This window comes from Ephemeroptericola cinctiostellae, assembly GCF_003339525.1.
Classification (GTDB): Bacteria; Pseudomonadota; Gammaproteobacteria; order Burkholderiales; family Burkholderiaceae; genus Hydromonas; species Hydromonas cinctiostellae.
Map to the genome: position 1 here is coordinate 738,899 of NZ_CP031124.1, position 24,926 is coordinate 763,824.

20 protein-coding genes and 1 other RNA gene are annotated in these 24,926 nt (G+C 48.3%); 12 read left to right on the forward strand and 9 right to left on the reverse strand.

The genetic code is table 11. The annotated features are described in order from the left end of the window. Positions 1-105: 105 nt before the first annotated feature. From uvrA to DTO96_RS03550, 3 genes are all read left to right on the forward strand, one after another. A complete protein-coding gene (gene uvrA / locus DTO96_RS03540) occupies positions 106-2,976 on the forward strand; it encodes an excinuclease ABC subunit UvrA (protein WP_114562239.1) in 2,871 nt (956 codons plus the stop codon). 169 nt (positions 2,977-3,145) lie between these two features. Continuing rightward, on the forward strand, positions 3,146-3,775 hold the full coding sequence (locus DTO96_RS03545) for a lysophospholipid acyltransferase family protein (protein ID WP_114562240.1): 630 nt from the start codon (positions 3,146-3,148) through the stop codon (positions 3,773-3,775). After that, positions 3,772-4,755, forward strand: a complete 984-nt coding sequence (locus DTO96_RS03550; protein ID WP_114562241.1) for a phosphatidate cytidylyltransferase — start codon at positions 3,772-3,774, stop codon at positions 4,753-4,755. Before DTO96_RS03545 ends, DTO96_RS03550 begins: the two co-directional genes overlap by 4 nt. A 73-nt stretch (positions 4,756-4,828) precedes the next feature. Here DTO96_RS03550 and DTO96_RS03555 read toward each other — a convergent pair whose 3' ends face one another. The 5 genes from DTO96_RS03555 to DTO96_RS03575 all read right to left on the reverse strand — a co-directional run bounded on the left by DTO96_RS03555 (position 4,829) and on the right by DTO96_RS03575 (position 8,968). Continuing rightward, complete coding sequence (locus tag DTO96_RS03555; RefSeq protein ID WP_114562242.1) at positions 4,829-5,497, reverse strand: hypothetical protein; 669 nt, start codon at positions 5,495-5,497, stop codon at positions 4,829-4,831. An 85-nt stretch (positions 5,498-5,582) separates the two neighbouring features. After that, positions 5,583-6,449 (reverse strand): RNase adapter RapZ, encoded by an 867-nt coding sequence (rapZ, locus tag DTO96_RS03560; protein ID WP_114562243.1) that lies wholly within the window; start codon positions 6,447-6,449, stop codon positions 5,583-5,585. Positions 6,450-6,662: 213 nt separating this feature from the next. Further along, the gene (hprK, locus tag DTO96_RS03565; RefSeq protein ID WP_114563906.1) at positions 6,663-7,628 is read right to left on the reverse strand and encodes an HPr(Ser) kinase/phosphatase; all 966 of its coding nucleotides are present in this window, start codon (positions 7,626-7,628) and stop codon (positions 6,663-6,665) included. A gap of 42 nt (positions 7,629-7,670) precedes the next feature. Beyond that, a complete protein-coding gene (ptsN, locus tag DTO96_RS03570; RefSeq protein ID WP_114562244.1) occupies positions 7,671-8,144 on the reverse strand; it encodes a PTS IIA-like nitrogen regulatory protein PtsN in 474 nt (157 codons plus the stop codon). Positions 8,145-8,362: 218 nt separating this feature from the next. After that, complete coding sequence (locus DTO96_RS03575) at positions 8,363-8,968, reverse strand: glutathione S-transferase N-terminal domain-containing protein (RefSeq protein ID WP_114562245.1); 606 nt, start codon at positions 8,966-8,968, stop codon at positions 8,363-8,365. 153 nt (positions 8,969-9,121) lie between these two features. On the opposite strand from DTO96_RS03575, the gene DTO96_RS03580 reads away from it, so the two are divergent. Together DTO96_RS03580 and DTO96_RS03585 are read left to right on the forward strand one after the other, a co-directional pair. Then, a complete protein-coding gene (locus tag DTO96_RS03580; protein ID WP_114562246.1) occupies positions 9,122-9,454 on the forward strand; it encodes a hypothetical protein in 333 nt (110 codons plus the stop codon). Between the two features lie 94 nt (positions 9,455-9,548). Further along, on the forward strand, positions 9,549-10,049 hold the full coding sequence (locus DTO96_RS03585) for a hypothetical protein (RefSeq protein ID WP_114562247.1): 501 nt from the start codon (positions 9,549-9,551) through the stop codon (positions 10,047-10,049). 236 nt (positions 10,050-10,285) lie between these two features. Here DTO96_RS03585 and DTO96_RS03590 read toward each other — a convergent pair whose 3' ends face one another. From DTO96_RS03590 to DTO96_RS03605, 3 genes are all read right to left on the reverse strand, one after another. Continuing rightward, complete coding sequence (locus DTO96_RS03590) at positions 10,286-11,701, reverse strand: ammonium transporter (RefSeq protein WP_114562248.1); 1,416 nt, start codon at positions 11,699-11,701, stop codon at positions 10,286-10,288. 103 nt (positions 11,702-11,804) lie between these two features. Next, complete coding sequence (locus DTO96_RS03595; protein ID WP_114562249.1) at positions 11,805-12,176, reverse strand: P-II family nitrogen regulator; 372 nt, start codon at positions 12,174-12,176, stop codon at positions 11,805-11,807. Positions 12,177-12,917: 741 nt separating this feature from the next. Continuing rightward, the gene (locus tag DTO96_RS03605; RefSeq protein ID WP_114562251.1) at positions 12,918-13,457 is read right to left on the reverse strand and encodes an AAA family ATPase; all 540 of its coding nucleotides are present in this window, start codon (positions 13,455-13,457) and stop codon (positions 12,918-12,920) included. Between the two features lie 338 nt (positions 13,458-13,795). On the opposite strand from DTO96_RS03605, the gene DTO96_RS03610 reads away from it, so the two are divergent. From DTO96_RS03610 to rnpB, 5 genes are all read left to right on the forward strand, one after another. Beyond that, the gene (locus DTO96_RS03610; protein ID WP_114562252.1) at positions 13,796-15,463 is read left to right on the forward strand and encodes an NAD-dependent malic enzyme; all 1,668 of its coding nucleotides are present in this window, start codon (positions 13,796-13,798) and stop codon (positions 15,461-15,463) included. A 137-nt stretch (positions 15,464-15,600) separates the two neighbouring features. Continuing rightward, on the forward strand, positions 15,601-17,718 hold the full coding sequence (locus tag DTO96_RS03615; protein WP_192879014.1) for a calcium-binding protein: 2,118 nt from the start codon (positions 15,601-15,603) through the stop codon (positions 17,716-17,718). A 347-nt stretch (positions 17,719-18,065) separates the two neighbouring features. Next, positions 18,066-18,683 carry a uridine kinase gene (gene udk / locus DTO96_RS03625; RefSeq protein WP_114562255.1) on the forward strand — a complete coding sequence of 206 codons (618 nt, stop codon included), beginning with the start codon at positions 18,066-18,068 and terminating at the stop codon, positions 18,681-18,683. Positions 18,684-18,866: 183 nt separating this feature from the next. After that, positions 18,867-20,543, forward strand: a complete 1,677-nt coding sequence (locus tag DTO96_RS03630) for a long-chain-fatty-acid--CoA ligase (RefSeq protein WP_114563907.1) — start codon at positions 18,867-18,869, stop codon at positions 20,541-20,543. Positions 20,544-20,679: 136 nt separating this feature from the next. Next, an RNA gene (rnpB, locus tag DTO96_RS03635) (RNase P RNA component class A) lies at positions 20,680-21,002 on the forward strand. Positions 21,003-21,202: 200 nt separating this feature from the next. Here rnpB and rpsT read toward each other — a convergent pair. Then, on the reverse strand, positions 21,203-21,475 hold the full coding sequence (gene rpsT, locus DTO96_RS03640) for a 30S ribosomal protein S20 (RefSeq protein ID WP_114562256.1): 273 nt from the start codon (positions 21,473-21,475) through the stop codon (positions 21,203-21,205). Positions 21,476-21,752: 277 nt separating this feature from the next. Between rpsT and murJ the strand changes: the two genes are divergently transcribed. Together murJ and DTO96_RS03650 are read left to right on the forward strand one after the other, a co-directional pair. Continuing rightward, positions 21,753-23,321 (forward strand): murein biosynthesis integral membrane protein MurJ, encoded by a 1,569-nt coding sequence (gene murJ / locus DTO96_RS03645; protein ID WP_114562257.1) that lies wholly within the window; start codon positions 21,753-21,755, stop codon positions 23,319-23,321. Between the two features lie 162 nt (positions 23,322-23,483). Next, entirely contained in the window at positions 23,484-24,680 is a 1,197-nt protein-coding gene (locus tag DTO96_RS03650) for an efflux RND transporter periplasmic adaptor subunit (protein WP_114562258.1), read from the forward strand. The last annotated feature ends 246 nt before the right edge of the window (positions 24,681-24,926 follow it).

Genomic DNA, 24,926 nt, shown 5'->3' on the forward strand with positions numbered 1-24,926 from the left:
AGCGTGCGCAAGGTGCAGCAAGAACATGGGAAAAACGTTATAGTAACAGGTTTGCTGCGTCTTCTTTATCCTCTTGCGCGGCCTTTTTACTTTTTGGAAATCAGCATGAACAGTGAAATCAAGATTCGCGGTGCGCGCACGCATAACCTTAAAAACATTTCGTTGGATCTGCCGCGTCAAAAACTCGTGGTCATCACAGGGCTGTCGGGTTCGGGCAAATCGAGTTTGGCGTTTGATACGCTGTATGCAGAAGGTCAACGCCGTTATGTGGAAAGCCTGTCGGCGTATGCGCGTCAATTTTTGCAGCTGATGGAAAAGCCCGATGTGGACTTGATTGAAGGCCTGTCGCCTGCGATTTCGATTGAACAAAAAGCCACCAGTCACAATCCGCGTTCAACGGTGGGTACGGTGACCGAGATTCATGATTACTTGCGCCTGCTGTTTGCCCGCGTCGGCACGCCGTATTGCCCACACCACGATGTGCCGTTGTCGTCGCAAACCGTGTCGCAAATGGTTGATGCGATTGTTGCCTTGCCAGAAAACACCAAGTTAATGATACTTGCACCCGTGGTGGTCAACCGCAAAGGGACGCATGAAGAGTTATTCGAGCAAATGCAAGCACAGGGTTTTGTGCGCTTTCGGATTCGTTCTGGCGGTGGTACGGCGAACACCAGTGTGGCGCAAATTTATGATGTGGACAGTGTGCCCACATTGAAAAAAACTGAAAAACACACCATTGAAGTGGTGGTGGATCGCGTTAAAGTGCAGCCCGACATCAATCAACGCTTGGCTGAAAGTTTTGAAACCGCCTTGCGTTTGGCTGAGGGGCGTGCGATCACGGTGGACATGGACACCAAAGTGGAACAATTGTTCAGCGCCAAGTTTGCTTGCCCCATGTGCGATTATGCCATTGCCGAGTTGGAGCCGCGCTTGTTCTCATTCAATAACCCCATGGGCGCCTGCCCTGAGTGTGATGGTTTGGGTAACGTGACCTTTTTTGATCCCAAACGTGTGGTGGGTTTTCCAAGCTTATCGCTTGGCAGTGGGGCAATCAAGGGGTGGGACAAGCGCAACACGTATTCATTCGCCATGATGCAAGGTTTGGCGGCGTTTTATGGCTTTGACATTGACGCGCCGTTTGAATCACTTGCCGATGAAGCGCGTCAGCGGATTTTGTACGGTTCAGGCCGCACCGTGATTCCATTCACGTATTTGTCTGATAAAGGGCGTGCTGTGGTGCGCGAACACACGTTTGAAGGGGTGATTCCCAATTTAGAACGCCGCTACAAAGAAACAGACTCCGTGACGATTCGAGAAGAATTATCGAAATTACAAAATGTACAAAGTTGCCCTTCTTGCCATGGTACGCGATTGCGTGAGTCGGCTCGAAATGTTCGCGTGGGCGATGGCGAATCCTCGCGCACCTTGCATGAGGTGGCACATTTGTCGCTGCGCGACAGTTTGAATCATTTTAAAACCTTGAGCCTTAAAGGCGCAAAAAAAGAAATCGCTGATCGCGTGATCAAAGAAATTGTCTCGCGTTTGCAGTTTTTAAACAATGTCGGTTTGGATTATCTTTCGCTTGACCGCAGTGCAGACACCTTGTCAGGTGGCGAAGCGCAGCGGATTCGTTTGGCTTCACAAATTGGTTCGGGTTTAACGGGGGTGATGTATGTGTTGGATGAACCATCGATTGGGTTGCATCAACGCGACAACGACCGTTTGATCGAGACCTTGAAACATTTGCGTGATTTGGACAATTCGGTCATCGTGGTCGAGCACGACGAGGACATGATTCGTGCCTCAGATTACGTGGTGGACATGGGGCCGGGTGCGGGTGAGCATGGGGGGGTGATTGTGGCACAAGGCACACCAGAACAAATCGAACAGCACGCGACATCTGCCACGGGGCATTTTCTTTCGGGCAAACGGCGCATTGAGGTGCCGACTGAGCGTCGCGTACGAGACGAACGCGAACTGGTGATTCATGGTGCGAGTGGCAATAATTTGAAGCATGTTGATTTGCATTTGCCTGTTGGCCTGTTGACTTGTGTCACGGGTGTGTCGGGTTCGGGTAAATCAACTTTGATTAACGAAACCTTGTATTCTGCGGCGGCCAAGCACATCAACCGTGCCAGCACCGAAGAGCCCGCACCGTATGAAAAAATCACAGGCTTAGAGCATTTTGATAAAGTGATCAATGTGGATCAGTCGCCGATCGGGCGCACGCCGCGTTCAAATCCTGCGACTTACACGGGTTTGTTCACGCCTGTGCGGGAATTGTTTGCTGAAGTGCCTGCTGCCAAAGAACGCGGTTACCAGCCTGGGCGATTCTCGTTCAATGTCAAAGGCGGGCGATGTGAGGCGTGTCAAGGCGATGGCGTGATTCGCGTTGAAATGCACTTTTTGCCCGACGTGTATGTGCCATGCGATGTGTGTCATGGTAAGCGGTACAACCGCGAAACGCTGGGCGTGCAGTACAAAGGCAAAAACATCCACGAGGTGCTGTTGATGACGGTTGAACAAGCGCATGGGTTCTTCAGCGCCGTGCCCACCATTGCCCGCAAGTTGAAAACCTTGCTCGATGTGGGTTTGGGCTACATCACTTTGGGTCAATCAGCGACCACATTGTCAGGTGGTGAAGCGCAGCGGGTCAAACTCGCGTTGGAACTGAGCAAACGCGACACGGGACGCACTTTGTACATCCTCGATGAGCCGACCACGGGCTTGCATTTTGCTGACATTGAGTTGTTGCTGGGCGTGATCAATAAGCTCAGCGGCCAAGGCAACACGGTGGTCATCATTGAGCACAATCTGGATGTGATTAAAACCGCAGATTGGGTGATCGACATGGGGCCTGAGGGGGGCGCGGGTGGTGGTCAAATCATTGCTGAAGGCACGCCTGAAACCGTCGCACAGTCCGCAGTCAGTTTCACAGGGCATTATTTGGCCAACCTGTTGAAAGTGAAAAAATAGCACGAATGGTTCGTGTCTGCGCCATAATGCGAATGTTGTTCATGCGGATGCGGCACAACCGTTGGGCTCGTCGTATGAGTGCTTTAATCTTTTTAAAGCGACGATGGGTTGAACTGGGTTCTGCTCACGTGATCACCCACCTCAATTAAAATATTTTAAGGGTTGGCCTATGTTCATCTCTCGTTTTTTGCAATTGCTCATTCGCTTGCTCATTGGGGCGTATCCGCGTTGGATCGGCTGCAAGCCTGTGGCCACTCAGCGCATTTATTTTGCCAACCACACCAGTCACATTGACACATTGGCGATTTGGGCCGCTTTGCCGACGCACCTCCAAGCCCGCACGCACCCTGTTGCGGCGTTTGATTATTGGGGCAAAAGCAAGTTTAAACGTTATATTGTCACTGAAGGCTTAAATGCCGTATTCATCGCTCGCAGCAAAGAAGATCGAACCGAAGGTGATCCGCTTGAGCCTTTGTATGCGACTTTGGCGCAAGGCGATTCTTTGATTATCTTCCCAGAAGGCACGCGCAACAAAGAGGCCATCCCGCAAGCGTTTAAGTCGGGCATTTATTATTTGGCACAAAAATTTCCGAATGTCGAGCTCGTGCCTGTTTACCTTGAAAACCTCAATCGCATCATGCCCAAAGGGGCTTTTTGGCCGGTGCCCTTGGTGTGTACGGCGCGTTTTGGTAAACCGCTGTTTTTAAAAGAAGGTGAGGACAAGGATGTCTTCCTCATGCGTGCTCGCCAAGCGGTGATTGATGCCCGTGCGCCATTTCAACAAGGGGTGACGTTATGATGAACTATCGGACGTGGACAGATTACGAGCTGTTTTGGTTCACTTTACTGGGATTGACCTTGTTGGTTGGGCTGGCGCACATCATTGCGTATGTGGCGTTGAAACGTGCAGATCGGCATGAGCTGAAAGGGCGGCGCGTGTTTTTATTGCGCACGCAACGTCATCTGGCTGCATTTTGGTGGGTGTTTTTCATTTCTGCTTTGGTCAGCGTCTTTGGCTTGGTGGGGGCTTTGGTGGTGTGCGCGATCATTTCTTTTCTTGGTTTGCGCGAGTTCATCACACTTACGCCTGTGAACCGAGGTGATTACCGTTCCTTGTTTTTCGCTTTTTTTGTATTCATCCCGCTGCAATATTTACTGATTGGCATGCGTGAATTTGGTTTCTTCACGGTGCTGATCCCTGTGTATGCGTTTTTGCTGTTGCCTGTGTTTTCGGTGGTGCGTGAAGACGTGGATAAGTTTTTATCGCGCAAAGCCGCTTTGCAATGGGGTTTGATGATTTCGGTGTATTGTTTGAGTCACACGGTGGCGATTTTGTACATTGATGCGGTGGATTCATTTTCCACGCAAAGTCGCGCTTTGTTGCTGTTGTTTTTCTTGACCTTGGTGCGTTGTGCGATGTTGTGGCAACACTTGGCGGATTATTTTTTCCGTCATCGGAAAGGTCGCATTGCACCACAAATCCACAGTCGGGTGACTTGGCCTGGTTTGTTGGTGAGTGCGGCGGCAAATGCGGCGATTGCATCGTCGTTCTTTTGGTTCACCCCCTTTACGTTTTGGCAGGCTGCGATTGCAGGGGTGTTGATTTCGTTTGCATCGTTGTTTGGGCGTTTGGTCATGCGTGGCATCACGTTGAGTTTGGGCATTAAGGACTGGGGTGAGTTGACGGGCGGTCAACAGGGGGTCATGGATCGATTGGATGCGATTTTGTATGCGGCGCCGGTGTTTTTTCACTATGCGGTGCTGGTCACAAAACCCTAGCGATGAAACAGTAAGGCTTGGTCGGTCGTGAAAAAGCCCCTTGAATGTGTTCAGGGGGCTTTTGTTTTTTAATTCATTTGGTCGAATTGAGGCAGCTTGGATAAGGGGCTTTTTCACCTGCAACAACAGCGCATAATTTAATGGGCTTAATCTGTTGCGCCAGCCTTGAGCTCCACTTGGGCAGGTCGATGTTGATGGGGGTTGAAGAAGGGGCGCCCCGTTCTGCCCATTGAACCGTGTAATAATCTTTTTGACCTTTAATGATTGTAATCAGTGCGGTTTCGCTGGTTTCTCTTTGTGGTGCTTGCGTTGAGCCACAGCTGAGAATGACTGAGATTGAATCATAGCCATTGATTTGATGGGGGCTGGGGAAAGCATAAGCGTTGAAAGAGTTTGGACATGAGTTGTGAAAACCCGCCCCCAGTAGGCCAGCCATTTTTTGTGGGGTCTGTTCGGGATTGAGAGCTGCGTTTTTTGTACCTGTTACCGTTAGCATTTGCGTCCATTGGTTGACGTTTTCGCCTGTTGGCACCAGTTCGTGAATGTAGCCTGTGTCAGAGGCATTGGCGAACGCCATTTGAAACCCCCGGGGAATGGACGTGATCAACAGCTGACTGAAAATCGGTGTAATGGATGAAACGGGGTATTGGGTGTTGATGTTATCCCATGGGATGGACTGTGCCCATGCCGCAATGGGTAGGACAATGGAGAGGGCAGCGCAGATTTTTAGCTTATGTGACATACAAACTCCCTTGGTTGAGTGATGTGAAATTTAATCCACGGAATTGATTTTCAGAATGAAACAGATGGTGCTGTTTTGTATTTCCCTAACTGAGTGTGCGATGCCGAACCAAGACCTGCTGAGCCGCATGGGTGCCGTCGGTTGCAAAGCGTTTGGCCAGTGCTTGGGCAATGTAAACTGAGCGGTGTTGCCCGCCTGTGCAACCGATCGCGATGGTCAGGTAGCTGCGGTTGTCTTGCTCAAAACGTGGTAACCAGCGGGTGATGAATTGTTCGATGTCATCAATCATCAATTGGGTGTCGGGCTGTGCTTGGAGGAATATTTGGACGGGTTCATCCAGTCCTGTTTGTGGACGCAGTTTGATGTCATAAAAGGGGTTGGGCAGGCAGCGAACATCAAAGACAAAATCGGCATCCATTGGGATCCCGTGTTTAAAACCGAACGATTCGAACAAAACAGTCATGCGGTCGTTGCGCAGTGCCAGTAAATCTTTGATCCATGTTTGCAGTTGGCGGGCTTTTAGCGTGCTGGTGTCAATCACTGAGGATACGGAAAGCAATGGTAGCAAGCGCTCACGTTCGAGTGTGATGCTGTCGGCCAGCGTGGTGTCCTGATTTTCGGTGTGCTCGCGTGACAGGGGGTGGCGACGGCGTGTTTCAGAGAAGCGCTGAATCAAGGTGTTGTCGTCTGCGGTAAGGAAAATCGTGTGCACATCGAAACCTTGACTGCGAAATGCATCGATTTGAGCGGGCAATTTGGTGAAGTCGGCGGATGAGCGTGCATCAATGCTGACCGCGATTTTGGTGTGACCTTGAACGACGAGTGTCGAAACCAGATTGGGCAATAAGTTGGCGGGCAAGTTGTCGACGCAATAGTAGCTGGTGTCCTCAAGCAGGTTAAGGGCTACGCTTTTGCCAGAACCAGAGAGGCCTGTGATGAGGACGATGTTCATGAAATTTTTAGCCGAGTACGGGTGTCTATGGTTAATTGCAAGACAAAAGTTGTGTTGCACTTGTTTAAGTGAAGGGTTTTAATTTCGGTCGCCTCACTTCATTTGAGTTGCTCCGTCAATGCGCCACCTCCAGAAGAAGTCAAATGACCTCGCAGGTCAGGGTTTGATGGATTTCGTTATAAAGCAACCGGCCTTTGTGGGGCTGGGCACTCATTAAAATTCACTTTGCCCATTGAGTTGGGTGTTTTGCTGGCTTTCTTGTTCCATGGCCAATTGTTGACGTTCCATGAAGTCTTTCAGTGTGTTGATACCACGCAATTGCATGACTGTGCTGCGCACTGCCGCTTCAAGCAAAACAGCCAAATTTCGACCTGCGGCCACAGGTAAAACCACTTTTCTGACATCAACACCAAGAATCTCTTCGGTGAGGGTTTGTGATGGCAGGCGTTCATAATGTTCTTCCAGGTCGCTGCGGCGAATCAATTGAGCAATTAAGCGCAGTTTGATTTTACGGCGCACAGCGGTTTCGCCAAAAATGGTCTTGATGTCGAGTAAACCAATGCCACGTACTTCAAGTAAATTTTGCAACAACCATGGGCAACGGCCTTCAATATAATCGGGTGCTGTGCGCAACAGTTCGACGGCATCATCGGCAACCAGACCATGGCCTCGGCTGATGAGCTCCAAAGCCAGCTCAGATTTACCCAAGCCCGAATCCCCACAAATCAATACGCCGACGCCGAGTACGTCCATCAACACGCCATGTCGTGTGCATTGCTCAGCAAACATGCGGTTAAAGTAAACACGCAGATAGTCAATGAGGTCTGCCGATGATTCAGGGCTGGAGAAAAGAGGAACGGCATGTTCGTTACACCAATCAATTAAGAATGGGGGCGGTTCCAGCTTGTCGCCGACCACCATGGCGGGGGGTTCACCATAGGTCAGAAAATCGTTGAGGTATTCCAACCGTTTCTCTTCAGTTAGCCAATCAAAATAAGCCAATTCTGCTTTGCCGATGATTTGAATGCGAGCAGAGTGGATCAAATTCAAATGGCCGACGAGATCTGCACTGGCGGTGCGTGATTTGGCCAGAATGCGGAATGCCCCATCTTGGCCTGCCCGCCAAGCGAGTTCAAGGCGTTCCGAGACATCGTTAAAAAGTGTGGCGATCGACTGCATGTGGTGACTCTCGAAAAAAAGGCGCATCATTGCGCCTTGGTTTTAGTGGAGGTGGCGGCGGGTAGGCTGCCATGTTTGGATCAGTTGTAACACTTCGCCTGCACCTTTCGCTGATTTGAGGGTTTCGCGAAGATTTTTGTCAGACAACAGTTCGGCCAGCTCGGATAAAATTTCAAGATGTTGCTGGGTGGCTTGTTCGGGGACGAGTAAAAAAATCAAAAAAGAAACAGGTTGAGCATCTGGGGCGTCGAATGCCACTGGATTGTTCAGACCGACAATGGCGGCCACAGCTTCTTTTAATCCTTTGATGCGACCATGGGGGATCGCCACGCCTTGTCCCAGACCTGTGGATCCAAGGCGTTCGCGCGCCAGCAAGCTGTCAAATACTTTGCTGTGTTCGATTCCTTGTTGGTTTTCAAACATCATGGCAGCATGTTCAAATACACGTTTTTTACTGCTTGCTTCAACTGCAAGTTCGATGTTATTGGCGGGCAAAAGTTTGGCGAGTAGGTTCATGTAACATCCGTGACGGTGATGCAAAAAAGGACAAAATGAAGCGAAAAAGAAGTACGTATTATCTCAGAGATTCGATAAAAGTGGAACACTACTTTTTATGACATAAGTCAAACCAACAGCCTACGCCTTTTTTATGTGTTTTTTATACCATAAGGAGGCGTAGGTGTTGCTTGTTGGTTCATGGGTGCTTGAGTTTTATCCTTGTGAGGGGTTAAATGCTAGGCCAAACGAGGCAAAGTCTCTGAATATGCGGCCTGCGCATTCAGGTAATCGGAGAGTTTGACGAGGTTTGGATGGGCGTTGCGCCAATCAATCTCGGGCAGGCGGAAGTCGAGCCAATTTAGAAAGCACACTACGGCCACATCCGCCACACTGTAAGCGTTGTTTGCGCACCACAAATGGTGGGTCAATTGTTCCTCAAGCACAACCAATCCACGATCGATTTTGAGTTGTTGACGATCGATCCAACTTTGCATTTGCTTGTCCGCTGGACGCAGTTGTTCCATTCTAATTTTAATCGCTGCTTCTGTAAGGCCACCCGTGAGTGCGGCCCATTTTTTCACTTCCAAACGTGCTGTGCTGTTATAGGGCGCATGCAGTGGGGTGATTTCTTCTAAATAGTCCTCTATGACGCTTGAATCGTATAGCGTGTAACCGCTGTCAAAAATCAAACAAGGCACTTGTCCCAAGGGATTGTATTGGGCGACATTGCTATCTGTCCCCCAAACATCGTCCAAGAGGAATTCGTAAGGGATGTTTTCCTCGGCCAATAAAATGCGAATTTTACGAACGAAAGGGCTGGTGAGTGAGCCGATGAGTTTCATGGTGTCTCCTTTGTGGGGTGAAAGTCAAACTGGAAAGTGATTATTATTTATGCAGTATATCGTAAACCATTGTTGAATGAAGGCGTTATAATGCGGGGAAAGCAGCAAAATGCTGCGTACTTCCTTTAGGAGAATACTGTGAAACGTTTACATATGATGGGCATTCTGCTCGGCGTTGGCGCTGTGGTTGGGTTGAGCGCATGCACTCAAGAAACTCAAAACCAGATTGGCCGCAGTGTGCAGAACTGGACAGGCACAAATGGTATTTTAGAGGTGTATGCAGGGCCGACTTTGGTGAAACGCTTTTTAGAGGTGGATAAAATCTCAACAGCCATGGGTACGGATGACAAGACCGCACGCCCATACCGCTACGGCTATGGCAAAATTGATTTAAATCTGAATGGTAAAGTCGATCCAGGCGAAAAGCGGGTGTATTTTGAGATCAGTGATTACTCAACCAGCTATGTGTTTTATGAGTCACCTTAAATGACCTTAATATGTTTGTAATTACGCTTGTAATGACGTTTGTCGTATTTTTAGATTTATCGTTATTTAAACATCGCATCAACGGAGTACCTTAATGAAAACAGCATTAAAAATTTCAGCAGTGATTTTGGCTTTGTCAGGCCACCATATAGCAGCTCTGGCGCAAAGTGCTGTGGATGGCAGTAAATTGCCGGGTGTGTGGAACTGTGCTGTGTCGATACCCGTTAATGCCTCTGGGACTACCAAGGTGATTCGAGGACATGCCACATACAATCCCAATGGTACGGTGGTGCATGAAGATCGCATCATTCAGACCTCTTCAGAGGGTAAACCTGTTGAGGTCAATTTGATCGGCTTGTCTGATTGGAGCTTCAGTAAAGAGAGCAATCGGCTGTATGAAACCCTTAGAAAGGTTGACCTTCAGTTTGATAAAACCAACCCGCAGGCTGCTTTGATGGGGGTTCAAATGGATAGAAATTATCAAACCGTGGTCGGAAAGAAACAAGTGTCAACTGTGGTGCGCTTGAATGACAAGGAATGGACTTCATTGCTGGTCAATGACACCTTGGCGGTTATGTGTGAGCGAGGTCAATAATAAACTGAGCCTTTGGGAGCGTTCCAAAAAAACGAACCGCAAACGTGAAGGCATGCGCGTACCGCTTTTTATGAAAAGTGGGTGACGTTAAATCAAATGAATCAGCCGAAGTTAATCGTGTGAGATTTGTGCAAGATAGGTCACTCGCAAAATTCAATCAGAGCTTAAAAAAAGACATAAAAAAATCCCCGCTCATTTTGGCGGGGATTTTTTTAAATAAAACATTTAATCAGTGCTTAAGCTGTTGCCTTTTTAGAAATGTACACAGGAGCCGACAAATCTGTTGAGCTTTCAGATGACATTGAAGAAAATCCAAAGCTTTCAGGTGAGTAGCCCGCTTCCTCATGGCTAACGATATCGATGCCTTGTAATTCTTCCGATTTTGAAATGCGCAAACCGATGGTCATGTCGATGACCTTTAAGATGGCATAACTCATCACCGCTGCGTAAACAATCGTCGCGGCAATCGCCGTCAATTGGATGACCACTTGTTCGCCCGTGCCTTTGCCTTGGCCTGTAGAAAAAGCAAATGCGCCTGTGCAAATCGCGCCAATGATGCCTGCAACACCGTGACATGCAAAAACGTCCAAGGCATCGTCCAGTTTAAATACACGTTTCTTTTGAACAGCCCAAAAACTACCTGTTGCACCCAAAATACCGACCAAGATGGCATATGCTGGGCTGACAATGCCAGCTGCGGGTGTGATGGCCACCAAGCCCACCACTGCACCCGTTGCTGCACCAACGGCACTCATGGCATGACTGGTGATTTTTTCCCAAATCAACCATGTCATCATGGCGGCAGCCGTCGCAATCTGTGTCGTCATCATGGCTAAACCCGCTGAACCATTCGCACCCAAAGCACTGCCCGCATTAAAGCCAAACCAACCAAACCACAACAAACCTGCACCCAACATCACAAAAGGAATGTTGTGTGGAATCGCCATGTGACGTGTGGTTTGTAAGCGTGGGCCCAAAACCGCGGCTGCGACCAAGGCGGATACACCTGCATTGATGTGAACCACGGTGCCGCCTGCGAAATCAAGTGCACCCATTGTGAACAACCAGCCTGAAGCATCCCACACCCAATGTGCAACAGGGCTGTAGACCAGAATGCTCCATAACGTAATGAAAGCTAAATAGGCGCTGAATTTCATTCGATCAACCAAAGCACCGCTGATGAGGGCAGCAGAAATAATCGCAAAGGTGGCTTGGAACATCACAAACACATATTTTGGAATGCCGTGACCCGCTTCAAATGTGGCCGCCAAGGTGCTGCTGTCCATGCCGTTTAGCATCACATTAGCAAAGCTGCCAAAATATGCCCCCATGGGCTCATCGCCGAAAGCAATCGAGAAACCAACCACCACCCATGTCAAGGTCACAATGCCCATGGCCGTGACAGACATCATCATGGTGTTGAGTACACTTTTACTGCGCGACAAACCACCGTAGAAAAATGCCAAGGCTGGCGTCATCAACAAGACCAATGCAGCAGAGGCCAACATGAATGCCGTATCGCCACGGTCTAAGACCAGTTCTGCAGCCGCAGGTGCCGCATCGGCGACAGCAGTGGCTGCATCAGGCGCTGCTTGTGCCATTGCGACACCAGATGCAATCGCCAGTAAAAATGGTAGTAAAAAGCGCTTCATCAGTTGCTCCTAAAAAATCAAAAAATAAAAGGTATCGACAGATCAATTAAAAAACGTGATTGAAAAAATAAATTGAAAGCGTAAATGGTGTTTGATTGCTGATTTAAAATGGACCGTTCGGGTCTGTGCCCACAGGGGTCAATGCACCTTCGTTGAGCTCTTGCGTGCGGATGCGGACCACGCGCTCTAAAGGTTGTACAAAGATTTTGCCATCGCCGACCTCGCCTGTTTGTGCACTGTTGCAAATGGTGGCAATGGTCACATCAACAAAAGTTTCACTGACTGCGATTTTGAGTTCGATCTTTTCTTGAAACTCAAGCTTCACCTGTTGACCTCGGTAATGCTCCAATACTTCATGCTCCCCCCCATGCCCAGCAATTTTTGTCAGGCTCATGCCTGTGACGCCGACTTTGAACAGTGCCGCTTTCACATCCGCAAGCTTTTCGGGGCGGATAATTGCAGTAACCAATTTCATGCTGCCTCCTGATGTTCATTAAAAATATGTTGAAAAATGTTCAACCATGACGCGAGTGTGCGCTAAATGGTGCAGTTTGTAAAGTGTTGCGGTGCGGTATTTTGATGCATAACCCATTGATAAAAAACAATAATTGTTTTGTGTTGGTGCAATCGAGTGTGGGTTGAACGCATGTTGCACCAAAGTTGTGCTTAATGTGCGGGCGGGCTGCTGGGCATGCATGGTTCTGCAATTTTTTGGTGCAATTGGTTTTTTTAGTAAGTTGTCGTAAAAATCGTGACGTATTTAAGAAAAACAAATGCTTTAATCGATGGGCGTAGGTTAAAAGAGGTGGGCATGTGGTTGTGCGCCCCTTCGCATCTTGATTGTTTTTATTGTGGGGAGTAAACGTTCGTGACATGGCCTCCTCTGTGGTCATCACAAAGTAAAACCTTGTTTTACAACAGTTGAATCGAGAGCCATTAAACGCGCAGGAAGAGGGCTTGCGCAAAATCGATGAGTCTCCAAAAAACGCAAAACGGAACATCCGATTGTTCACGGGTTTGACTTTATCAATCAACGCCCCGTGTTGTTCAGCAAGGGGCGTTGAGGATGTGGGGAATGGAAGGTGATTTATATTGGCATGGCGCTATTGGTCGCCTATGACTTTGATGAGGTTGGTTTTGTACTTTTTTGTACTTAGTACGCATGGAGAAAGCAAAGGGGGGGCTTGTTTCGTATCGACTTGACTTCGGCTTAGCTTCAGACCTGGTTTTTGAGCCGATGGATGCCCAGTACAGCATCAATGGCACATTGCGTTCGAGCCTCACCGATGCCCCTGACTTCTGCCCATGGTGTGGATTGATGGGTCAAAATGTCTTTGTAAATGCGGTATAGCCGTTCACGCATGGCCAGGTCAGGGTATTCACGCATTTCATCGGCCACCCATGGCAAATCAGGGCATGCCAACAAATACAAGTCGTAGTGCCTTTTCGCGCGTTCCGATTCCACATAAGCATGTTCTTGCTCAAACACAACGGTGCTCCACACGTGCATGACATGCATGTCGGTGTCGATGAACACGTATGGGGCATCAGGGTAAGTTTGAACCACGGCATCTTCGCCAGCCAATTGGCCTTGTGCAATGGTCAACAGGTCTTCAAAACGATAGTCTGTGCCATTTTTGTGTAAAAATTCACGAGCGTATTCAGGCACCTGAGGTGATTTGAAGTGTTGAGCGAGGGCGGTGCACAGTGAACTTTTACCTGTGCTTTCAGGTCCAATAATGACAACTTTTTTCATTTCACAACCCTTATGAATACGTGAATACAGTGCAGCGCAAAGTAACCCCCGTTGTGCGGCCGTTTTGTGACCGTTCGCATCAGAAATTTTGAGTGGAGGGGCAAGACAAAATCTAGAAACAGCCACATGACCGCAAACACCACCACCGACGGATCACAAATTTGACTGTTGACGTGTTTTGTGAGGACGGAGTGGGGAATTTGTGCGCTGTGCCTTGACTTTTAAGCATCAATCGCTCATGCTTTCGCATTCTAAATCAAAGCGTGGTCAGTCAGCCCGCTCGCACTAAAAAATATAATAACAAGCCACACAACATTAACACAAAGGAGAAGTGAATTATGCAATCGGTCATTAAAGTCAAAACACGAGGTCGATCGTTGTTGGAGGATCCATATTTAAACAAAGGCACGGCATTCACCCTAGAGGAACGCCGTGCCTTTGGCATTGAAGGGCGTCTACCACAACGTGTTGAAACCTTGGAAGAGCAAGTGGCTCGCGCCTACGAGCAATATCAACGTTTTACCAATTCGTTAAACAAGTACATGTATTTGCGTGGTTTGCAGGATTACAGCCGCACCGAATTTTATGCATTGGTGCGGGCGCACATTGAAGAAATGTTGCCGATCGTCTACACACCGACAGTGGGTGAAGCGATTGAAGAGTTCAGCCACATTTACCGCGCACCGCGTGGTTTGGTGGTCACTGAAGACAATTACCTGCAATTGGATGAAATCCTCGCGGGCTACGGTGAAACTGAGTTGGCTGTTGTGACCGATGCAGAAGGCATTTTGGGCATTGGTGACCAAGGGTTTGGTGGGATTGCGATTTGTTTGGGTAAATTGAGTTTGTACACTTTGACGGCTGGGATTGATCCTGCACGCAGTTTGCCCGTGATCCTTGATTTTGGTACTGACAATAAAAAATTACTGGAAGATCCATTCTATTTGGGCGTGCGCAAACCCCGCGTGCGCGGTGCAAAGTATTTTGAGATGGTGGATGCGTTCATTGAAGCTTGGGCAAAACGTTTCCCTAATGCTTTACTGCAATGGGAAGACTTGAGCAAGTCAACAGCATTTGAAGCGCTGGAGCGTTACCGCGAAAAAGTCCCAAGTTTCAACGATGACATTCAAGGCACAGGCGCAATGGCATTGGCGGGCTTGTTGGCGGCAACTGAGCAAGGCAAAACATTGACCGAGCAGGTGTTCCTGGTCAGTGGTGCAGGCGCAGGTGGCATCGGCGTGGCGATGCAGGTGATGAATGGTTTGGTGCGTTTGGGCTTGACCGAAGATCAAGCGCGTAAACGCATTTTTGTGCTGGATTCGCGTGGTTTAATTTTGGATGACCGTGAAGGTTTGGAACCATACAAAATGATTTTCGCGCACCCGCGCAGCGATTTGGCTGAATGGGAATTTGCCAGTAAAAATCCAAACTTGATCGAAACCATCCGCAATGCCAAAGTCACGGTGTTGCTCGGTTTGTCTGGCCAAGGTGGTTCTTTTGATCAAAAAATCATTGAAGCCGTTCAAAAAAACACAGCGAAACCGATCGTATTTGCTTTGTCAAACCCAACCAATTTGACTGAAATTTTGCCAAAAGATGCGATCTGTTGGACGGACGGCAATGTTTGGATGGCAACGGGCAGCCCGTTTGCGCCTGTCGAGTGGAAAGGTAAAACCCACATCATCGGTCAAGGTAATAACACTTTTGTATTCCCTGGCATTGGTTGGGGTGTGGCCGCCTCAGGTGCGCGCACGGTTGAAGCCGAAATGATGACGGATGCTTCTTTCGCTTTGGCTGCTCAAGTGTCACAAGAGCGTTTGGACAGTGGTGCGGTGTTTCCACGAATTGTTGATTTGATGGATGTCACCGATCATGTGGCGCGTGCAGTTGCAGAGTGTGCCTTCCGTTTGGGGGTGGCCACGGTGTCACATGAGGAGATGGAAAAACGTTTGGCTGAACGCGATTGGGTGCCCAAATATGCCACGTATGAGTATGACCCATCATAGGTCTTGCACGGGTTAAACGTGTTGTATTGATGAAAAAATCGATTTAATTGAAAATTAAATCGATTTTTTTTACATTTTTGGTGTATTCTTTTTACGTATATACACCTAATTCACAACAGATGATAAAAGGAGGTTCTATGGCGACAATTAACACACAACTTCAGGCCATTCTTGATGGCTTTGCCACTCAGACGGGGGGCACCAGCAGCGTGCTGTATCAGAATATGTTGGCAACAATCAATGCTTCAACGGTTTTGCTGGATCGTTTAAATACAGCGGCAAGCACAGGCACTTTGACCAAGATGACCTTGGCGACTTCAAGTAGTGCGTACATGTATTCAAATGGCAGTGCGATTACGGTGTCCAGTCAGATTTTATCGAGTGGTAGTTTTTATTTGGGACGCTTTGTTTTCCTGATGAGCCATGAAATCTCCCATTGTGAAACGGCCTCGTCTCGTACTGCCCAAGAAAGTACATGGCTGACCAGCACAAAAAATTTCATCAGTTCAAGTTTGGGCAGTCCCAACATCACGAATTATCTGAGTGATTACATCAATATTTATTTGCGCGATGAAGGGCGAGCCAATGTTTTGGGTTTTAACGGTTTGTTGGACTACACTTTGTCGACCAATGGCGGCCAGCCTTTGACCGATGAGCAGCGCATTTTAATGACCAGTGCTGCGACTGGCGGCACTTATTTGGCCACACAATTCATCGATCCTGCAACAGGCGCATTGAAATCAGGTTACACCTTTGATGCTTTGGGTTATGTGGTGTTGGACACGGCCAGCATCACGACATCGACCTCTTTTTATTCAAATCTGAGTCCTTCTGATGCGGGGACGTTAAATGAAAAATACGCACACCACTATGCATCTTATGGGCTACAAAGGATTGCATCTGTGGCGGGTGGCAAGACGTTGACGTTGGATTACAATGCACTGTCCTTGGGCATCAACAGCACCGTGCTCGGGCAATCCTTGAGCATTGAGGAAATCAATGACATTTTGGTGCGGGATCATTTGCGCCCACAAGCATCGCCGCAATTCACGAGTTTGACTTTGATTGATCCACTGGGCAAATACAAAAGTGAATTTACAGCCAGCACTTTTGGCGGTGTGATGGTCAAAACCACGACAGGCATCGGTGATGCGATCACCCACACTGCGACCAAAGATTATATGAGCACCACTTACAACGGCGCCCAAAAAGAAATTGTGGCACAAGTAGTGGTTCTTGATAAAAACAACAGCACCACTGAAACCAATTACTTAAAGACCGTTTTTGACACAACCGATTTGGCAAATAACAGCCTCATTTTGAGTCAAACTCAATCCAGTACTACTGCTGCGGGCATTATCACAACGTTGATTGATGCCAACGGCGACGGTATATTTGAAACGACTCGCGTGGGCGTTGATGCCGATCGCAATGGGGTGGAGGATGTGACCCTTTTTACAGGCACAAGTGGCAAAAACACGCTGTCTGGCGCAGCGACCGACGACACTTTAAATGGATTGGCAGGCAACGACACATTGTATGGCTATGCGGGCAATGACACGTTGGATGGTGGTTCTGGCAGCGATTCAATGGTGGGTGGTGTGGGCGATGACCTGTATGTTGTGGACAACAGCCAAGACCGTGTGACAGAACTGACGAGTCAAGGCACAGACACCGTGAACAGCAGCATCAGCTACACCTTGGGCAGCTATGTGGAAAACCTCACATTGCTCGGAAGTGCGGCCATCAATGGGGTAGGGAATGCCTTGAACAATCAACTTCAAGGCAATGCTGCGATCAACACGTTGAGCGGTGCGGCGGGGGCTGACACACTGTTTGGTGGGTTGGGCGCAGATATTTTGACGGGGGGGACAGGCAATGACAGCTACCTGTTTGCCCGCAACGATGGGGCGGATCAGTTGACGGACACTGATTCGACGACTGGTAATTCGGATCTGTTGTGGTTCAACAGCGGTGTGGATAATACCCAGTTGTGGTTCCGGCGCGTGAGCCAAGATTTGGAGGTCAGTGTGATTGGCACCACGGATAAAGTCACCGTGAAAAATTGGTATAACGGCACAAGCAATCAAGTGGAGCAAATCAAATCGAGCAATGGAAAATTGTTGTTAAGCACCCAAGTGGATGCCTTGGTCAGTGCCATGTCGGTATTCTCACCGCCCGCATCTGGACAGCTTGTGTTATCTGATGCTTATTTGAATGAGCTGAGTGGGGTGATTGCGGCGAACTGGCAGTGAGCTCACACTGACTTTACGTCGATCGTGCGTGTACTCATGCGATCATTCACATGTTTGGGTCAATGGCTTGTCAATGCTTTAAAAGGCTGCATGTTTCATGCAGCTTTTTTATTGGATCGGCCTCCTGTTGTTGTGGTGTTTTGCTCAAGTGAATCGCTGCTTGTGATGTCAGTGTCTGCTGCTTCGTTTTTTAGGTGTGTCGCACGCCATGATTTGGCTGATCAGAGCTGTACGATTGCGTATAATTACGTGAAGGTCATGTGTTTGCACATGGCCGATTGATTTAAAAGAAACAAGGCACTAAATAAAGTAAGTGCATTGGTAAGCATCATTTAGGCAGAAAAATTATGATTAATCCATTCATCATTGGCATCGCAGGCGGGAGTGGCAGTGGCAAGTCCACTGTGACCCGTAAAGTCATTGAGGCGGCGGGTACTGAACACACTGCGGTCATTGTGCAAGACAATTATTACCTTGATCAAAGTGATTTGACATTTGAACAGCGGGTGCGGACCAATTACGACCATCCTCATGCGTTTGATTGGCCGCTGATGATTGCGCAAATTGATGATTTACGCAATGGTTTGCCCATTAAAATGCCCTTGTACGACTTTACATCACACACCCGTTCAGATCAAATTGAGCGTGTTGCTCCCGCAAAAGTGATTGTGGTGGAGGGCTTGTTTGCGTTGTATGACAAAACCTTACGCGACATGATGTCGATGAAGATCTATGTGGACACGGACCCAGACATCCGTTTCATTCGACGTTTGATCCGAGACATCAATGAGCGCGGGCGGACAACGGAGAGTGTGATTGAGCAGTACAAATCAACGGTTCGTCCCATGCACAATCAATTCATTGAGCCAACCAAGCGATTTTCTGATGTGATTTTACCGCATGGTGCCAACGAACCTGCGGTTGATTTAATCACATCAAAGATTGATCGGTTGATTCAATCGTGAAATGTTTTTTTATGTAGGTGGTTGATTTTTAATGTATTTATCCGAATGATTCAGTGCAGCAACAAAAATCGCACATTCGTTCTTTTTTTATGTACAATGCGTGCAGTAAAAAAAATTAATGCATGCGATGCGCTTTTGGCGCATCATGATGTCAAGATAAAAATTAAGATTCAGGAGACAAACATGAGTCAAAAACCATGGTTAGCGAGTTATCAGGAGGGCGTACCCGCAACGATCAACACGGAGAAATACGCATCGGTTGCAGGGATTTTTGCCGACGCCTTTGAGCGGTTTGCGGATCGTCCAGCGGCTTCAAATTTAGGTAAGACCATCACTTACAAGCAAATGGATCATGCGTCACGACATGTCGGGGCTTGGTTGCAGCAGCTCGGCCTGAAAAAGGGGGAGCGTGTCGCCATCATGATGCCAAATTGTCTGCAATACCCCATTCTGGTTGCGGCTGTGTTGCGTGCGGGTTATTGTGTGGTGAATGTCAATCCATTGTACACCGTGACTGAGTTGACCCATCAACTCAAGGATTCGGGTGCTAAAGCTATTTTTATTTTGGAAAATTTTGCCCACACATTGCAAGCCAGCCTACCAAATTTGAATGACTTGCAGCACATTGTGGTGTCCACATTGGGGGACATGCTCGGCATCAAAGGGCATGTGGTTAATTTTATGTTGCGGCGTGTCAAAAAAATGGTGCCCGAATGGCAAATTGAAGGTGCGGTTTCATTCAAGTCCATTCTTGAAAAAGGGGCGAGTTTGAATTTAACCCCCGTTCATCTGGGTCATGATGATTTGGCTTTCTTGCAATACACGGGTGGTACAACAGGGGTGTCTAAAGGCGCGACATTGACCCATGGCAATTTGGTGGCCAATGTGTTGCAGGCCGACGCATGGTTTGTCAGTGAGCTTGATTTAGAACATAACCCATCGCCTGTGTTTGTTGTGGCATTACCGTTGTATCATATTTTTGGCCTCACCGCATGTTTGCTGTGGGTGTCACACATTGGTGCGCATGCCTTACTCATCACCAATCCACGAGACATCCCTGCGTTCATAAAAGATTTATCGAAGTACCCATTTGCGGTTTTGCCTGCCGTCAACACCTTGTTTAATGCTTTGATGAATAACCCCGATTTTGCTAAACTTGATTTCTCCAAGTTGAAGGTGGCGCTGGGTGGTGGCATGTCTGTGCAAAAAGCCATTGCAGAGCGTTTTGAAAAAATCACGGGTGCGCCGTTGCTTGAAGCCTATGGTTTGTCTGAAACCAGCCCATTCGCCACCGCCAATCCTGTTAACACCAAGGGGTTTACTGGCTACATTGGCTTGCCTGTGTGTTCAACTGACATCGCGATGTTGGATGACGATGGTCATCCCGTACCTTATGGTGAGCCTGGTGAGATTTGCATTAAAGGGCCTCAAGTCATGCGCGACTATTGGGGGCGTCCTGATGAGACGGTGAAGGCAATGACTGCGGATGGTTATTTTAAAACAGGTGACATTGGCATCATGAATGATGCTGGTTACATCAAAATTGTGGACCGTAAAAAAGACATGATTTTGGTGTCTGGCTTCAATGTCTATCCAAATGAAATCGAAGACATTGCCGTTCGCCATCCGAAAGTATTGGAAGCCGCAGCCATCGGGATCGAAGACGATTATTCGGGTGAAGCGGTTAAATTGTTTGTGGTCAAAAGAGATGGCAGCTTGACGGAATCTGAGCTGAAAGATTTCTTAAAAGAATCATTGACGAATTATAAACGTCCCAAGGTCATTGAGTTCATTAGCGAATTGCCAAAATCCAATGTGGGTAAAATTTTGCGTAAAGATTTACGCAAACCGAAAGCCTAAAAGGTGTGAAACATGCGTGGGGGACAAGTGCTAAGTTCATGTTTGTTGTTTAATATTGTTGGATGATTTGATGCTTTAAATACAAAAGCCCGCGAAACACGCGGGCTTTTGTATGGCACATGTTACAATGCGCGTCCATGCCTGCTGGGCAATCGCTGCTGCGCCTTAAAACGCGGGGGAGGAAAGTCCGGACTTCACAGAGCGCAGTAGCGGCTAACGGCCGTCCGCCGAAATCATAAGGCGAGGAACAGGGCCACAGAGACGAGCGTATTAAGTTACGGTGAAACGCGGTAACCTCTACTGGAAGCAACACCAAATAGGCACACGTTGAGGCGGCTCGCTGAGTGTGCGGGTAGGTGGCTAGAGCCTTGCGGTAACGCAAGGTCGAGAGGAATGATTGTCATTGTGGGTGATTCGTCACCCCGATCACAGAATCCGGCTTACAGGCGGGCATGGACTATTCAATAAAAATGTTCAATAAAAAAGTGAAACATTGCTTTTTTAATGTGGTTGGGCGTGAGATGTGGGTCATTTGCGTCCCAATTTGGGCTGAAGATTCACTTCAGCTTCGAGTTCGAACAGGTGGTGGTCAAAAATGACCATAAAAAAGCGAGATCCGTCGATCTCGCTTTTTTTGTCCAGCAGGTGCAGTGAATGACTTAAGCTGCTGCGCCCATGGCTTTGATACTTGCGTTCAAGCGGCTTTTGTGACGGGCGGCTTTGTTTTTGTGAACGATTTTTTTGTCAGCGATGGTGTCAATTACTTTCATTGCTTTAGCGAAGATTTCTTGCGCTTTGGCTTGATCGCCTGCATCAACTGCTTTACGTACGTTTTTTACAGCGGTGCGATATTGTGAACGCAATGCTGAGTTGTGTTCATTTTGTTTTACGGCTTGACGCGCGCGTTTGCGTGCTTGTGCTGAGTTTGCCATGTCTGTTCCTTAAATTCTGTGAATTGAAAATCGATTTTCTATCGGATTCTTGTGGCCCGTTTGTGTAAAACACGCCTTGCGCAAAGCGCATTTTTAAGCCCAGCGCCCGAAAAATAACGAGCGCACCAAGAAAATAGCTGTAAAATATAACATTTTTTACGAAAAGACGCAATGTTTTTCGCGGTTGTCTCTGTTTTGAGTGACCCGCATTGCGATTTTAAGGCGTCAAAACTGTTTTTTGTGTCGGATTTAGGGCAAAGAACCAACTTAGAATATTATGAATTTACTCAAAACTTTGGTTTCAATCAGTGGTTTGACATTGTTGTCTCGGATCGCTGGTTTGGTGCGTGAGACTTTGACTGCACGCATTTTTGGTGCGGGCGCGACTACAGATGCTTTCTTTATTGCATTTCGTATTCCCAATTTGTTGCGCCGCTTATTTGCAGAAGGGGCTTTTTCTCAGGCGTTTATACCCTTGTTGTCACAGAGCAAGGGTCGTGATGGTGAGGATGCGACCAAACTGTTGATTGATCGTGTGGCGACAGTGCTGTTTTGGGTGGTGAGCATGGTGACGATTTTGGGTATTGTTTTTGTGAACGGCGTTTTGGCTTTCATGGCGAGTGGTTTGGTGGTGGGTTCTGCTCAGTACAATGATGCTGCGGTGATGACGCAAGTGATGTTCCCTTATATTATTTTTATGGCCATGTGCGCGTTGTCGGGTGGCGTGTTGAATACGTGGAAAAACTTTTCGACTCCTGCGTTCTCGCCCGTGTTGTTGAACATTGTTTTAATTGCGTCAATGATGTGGTTGTCACCCCACATGAATCCACCCATTTTAGGGTTGGCAATCGGCGTGTTTATTGGGGGCGTCATTCAGTTGGCGTGGCAGTTGCCTGCGATGAAACGTATCGGCATGTTGCCTCGAATTTCGTTTGATGTGAGGGGGGCGTTGCGAGATGAGGGCGTGCGTCGTGTGCTGAAGCAAATGGTGCCAGCGACGCTGGCGGTCTCGGTGTCGCAAGTGAGTTTGATCATCAATACCAACATCGCCACCCATCTGGGCGCGGGGGCGGTGTCATGGATCACGTATGCGGATCGCTTGATGGAGTTTCCGTCGGCCATGCTGGGGGTGGCTTTGGGGACGATCTTGTTGCCGAGTCTGTCGCGTGCACACAGTACGGGTGATGAACGGGAATATAAAACCATTTTGAATTGGGGTTTGCGATTGACCCTGTTGTTGGCTTTGCCTGCGGCGGTGGGTTTGGGGTGTATGTCAACCGCTTTGACCAGCAGTTTGTTTCATTATGGTCACTTCAGTGCAAATGATGTGATGAAAACATCTCAAGCTTTGACCGCATATTCATTTGGTTTAATTGGTTTAATCGCGGTTAAGATTTTGGCTTCGGCGTATTATGCCAAGCAGGACATCAAGACGCCCGTAAAAATCGCAGTGTTTGTGTTGTTGATGACGCAAGTGATGAATTACATTTTTGTGCCGATTTTGGGTCATGCGGGCTTGTCGTTGTCGATTGGACTGGGTGCTTGTTTGAACGCGGGTATTTTGAGCATTTTGTTGGCGCGGCGTGGTGATTTGGGTGGTTCAGCGGGTTGGGCGACTTTTTTTGCTAAACTGTGTGTGGCTTTGTGTGTGTTGGCAGGGGTGTCGTATGGTTTGAGCCAGCAAGTGGATTGGATCGGGTTGGGGCAGGCGGGTGACTTTGCACCAAAAATCCAGCGCTTGGTGTGGTTGTTTGGCATCATCATTGTGAGTGCAATGGCTTATTTTGCGGTGTTGTTTGCATTGGGTTTTCGCCTCCGCGATTTTAAGCTGGTGGCCAAAAGTTGAATTCGGAAGTGGTTTTGTTGATGCCGCCCATGATGAGGGCAGTGACTTTACAGGTTGCACATGCTTCCTCCCAAATGCCAATTTATGATGGGTGGTTTGATGCCACCAAACGCAACATTCTTTGCAGCAGTCTTTTAAATTTAAATTAGAAACGGTTTTTCTATGTCATCGGCTTCTCAGACACCTTCTCCGCTTAAGCCTAAACGCACTTTACGCAATGGTTTGTTGTTGTTATCCGCCGTGGCGTTGGTTGGATTCATCTGCTTTCGTGTGTATCAGGCACAGGCGCGTGCGGGTAAGGCCAAGGTGGCGCCTGTGACCGTGATGCAGTTGAAAGTCGCTGAGCTGGTGACGGTTCAGCCCAGTGCGTTTGAGCAAACCTTGCCGCTGTCGGGTGCGCTTGATCCTTATACGCAAGCGGTGGTGAGCGCGCGCGCGAGCGGTGAAATTCAGAGCGTGAATGTCCGTGAAGGTCAATCGGTTAAAAAAGGCCAAGTTTTGGCGGCTTTGGTGAGCACCACGTATCAAGCGCAATACCAACAAGCGGTGTCGAGCGTGGCCTCAGCAAAGAGCGCACTTGATTTGGCACAAAAAGACTACAACAACAACGCGGCGTTGGTCAAAGAAGGTTTTATTTCTCAAATGGCGTTGCAGAAATTGGATGTGGCTTTGGCCAATGCCAGTGCGCAGTTGCGCAACGCAGAAGAAGCACAAGTGATTGCGCGGCGCGCCTTGGGTGAAGCAACCATCATTGCCCCTGTGTCGGGTGTGATTTCGGCCAGTAAAGTCAATGCGGGTGACACGGTGGCGATTGGTTCGGCGATGTTCAGCATCGTCAATACCGATCGATTTGAATTGGTTGCCCCCATTTCTGCCGAACAGATTGGCGCATTGCACCCTGGGCAAACGGTGCAGCTGACCAGCGCAGGCGTGGCTCAACCATTTGTTGGGCGTGTTGATCGGATCAATCCTGCTGCGCAAAATGGCTCACGCAGTTATTCCGTGTACATCGCCGTCGACAATACGACAGGACAGCTCAAATCGGGCATGTTTGCTCAAGGAAAAATTGTGTTGGCTGCCCGTGCCAATGCGTTGACGGTGCCTGCAACTGCGATTCACACGGTGGATGCGCGTCGCTTTGTTTACATCCTCAAAGAGGGTAAATTGGCGGAGCAGAACGTTACTTTGGGTGCGCGTGCCAGCGATGCGATTGATGCGCCCGTTGAAATTGCATCTGGCGTGTCCACTGGTGATCAAGTTGTGCGTCTGGATTTGGGCGTGTTGAAAGTGGGCGTGGATGTGCAGGTTGTTGCAGAGAGCCCGGGCACTGCTGAATCCACGACCGAAGCCAAACCTTAGTCCGCTCCAAATCGGCATCAAACACCATTGAAGACATGAAGACCTGCGGACAAGTGGGTATCCACTTGTCCTGTGGCTTAGGTTGAAATGTTGACCGATGGATTGTGAGTGCAAAGACACAAAATCAAATGGCTGTGAGTAATGGCTGTGAGAAATGCTTGAAAGCAAGTTGTTAAAATTTACCCGTATTTATTGATCGAGGGCAGCGGACTTGTCCTGCATTCCCTCGGTGTTGTTGTTTCAATG

What these genes read in the sequence shown, in the direction of transcription:
- uvrA (WP_114562239.1), top strand. Translation starts at nt 106, where the DNA reads ATGAACAGTGAAATCAAGATTCGCGGTGCGCGCACGCATAACCTTAAA.
- DTO96_RS03545 (WP_114562240.1), top strand. Translation starts at nt 3,146, where the DNA reads ATGTTCATCTCTCGTTTTTTGCAATTGCTCATTCGCTTGCTCATTGGG.
- DTO96_RS03550 (WP_114562241.1), top strand. Translation starts at nt 3,772, where the DNA reads ATGATGAACTATCGGACGTGGACAGATTACGAGCTGTTTTGGTTCACT.
- DTO96_RS03555 (WP_114562242.1), bottom strand. Translation starts at nt 5,497, where the DNA reads ATGTCACATAAGCTAAAAATCTGCGCTGCCCTCTCCATTGTCCTACCC.
- rapZ (WP_114562243.1), bottom strand. Translation starts at nt 6,449, where the DNA reads ATGAACATCGTCCTCATCACAGGCCTCTCTGGTTCTGGCAAAAGCGTA.
- hprK (WP_114563906.1), bottom strand. Translation starts at nt 7,628, where the DNA reads ATGCAGTCGATCGCCACACTTTTTAACGATGTCTCGGAACGCCTTGAA.
- ptsN (WP_114562244.1), bottom strand. Translation starts at nt 8,144, where the DNA reads ATGAACCTACTCGCCAAACTTTTGCCCGCCAATAACATCGAACTTGCA.
- DTO96_RS03575 (WP_114562245.1), bottom strand. Translation starts at nt 8,968, where the DNA reads ATGAAACTCATCGGCTCACTCACCAGCCCTTTCGTTCGTAAAATTCGC.
- DTO96_RS03580 (WP_114562246.1), top strand. Translation starts at nt 9,122, where the DNA reads ATGATGGGCATTCTGCTCGGCGTTGGCGCTGTGGTTGGGTTGAGCGCA.
- DTO96_RS03585 (WP_114562247.1), top strand. Translation starts at nt 9,549, where the DNA reads ATGAAAACAGCATTAAAAATTTCAGCAGTGATTTTGGCTTTGTCAGGC.
- DTO96_RS03590 (WP_114562248.1), bottom strand. Translation starts at nt 11,701, where the DNA reads ATGAAGCGCTTTTTACTACCATTTTTACTGGCGATTGCATCTGGTGTC.
- DTO96_RS03595 (WP_114562249.1), bottom strand. Translation starts at nt 12,176, where the DNA reads ATGAAATTGGTTACTGCAATTATCCGCCCCGAAAAGCTTGCGGATGTG.
- DTO96_RS03605 (WP_114562251.1), bottom strand. Translation starts at nt 13,457, where the DNA reads ATGAAAAAAGTTGTCATTATTGGACCTGAAAGCACAGGTAAAAGTTCA.
- DTO96_RS03610 (WP_114562252.1), top strand. Translation starts at nt 13,796, where the DNA reads ATGCAATCGGTCATTAAAGTCAAAACACGAGGTCGATCGTTGTTGGAG.
- DTO96_RS03615 (WP_192879014.1), top strand. Translation starts at nt 15,601, where the DNA reads ATGGCGACAATTAACACACAACTTCAGGCCATTCTTGATGGCTTTGCC.
- udk (WP_114562255.1), top strand. Translation starts at nt 18,066, where the DNA reads ATGATTAATCCATTCATCATTGGCATCGCAGGCGGGAGTGGCAGTGGC.
- DTO96_RS03630 (WP_114563907.1), top strand. Translation starts at nt 18,867, where the DNA reads ATGAGTCAAAAACCATGGTTAGCGAGTTATCAGGAGGGCGTACCCGCA.
- rpsT (WP_114562256.1), bottom strand. Translation starts at nt 21,475, where the DNA reads ATGGCAAACTCAGCACAAGCACGCAAACGCGCGCGTCAAGCCGTAAAA.
- murJ (WP_114562257.1), top strand. Translation starts at nt 21,753, where the DNA reads ATGAATTTACTCAAAACTTTGGTTTCAATCAGTGGTTTGACATTGTTG.
- DTO96_RS03650 (WP_114562258.1), top strand. Translation starts at nt 23,484, where the DNA reads ATGTCATCGGCTTCTCAGACACCTTCTCCGCTTAAGCCTAAACGCACT.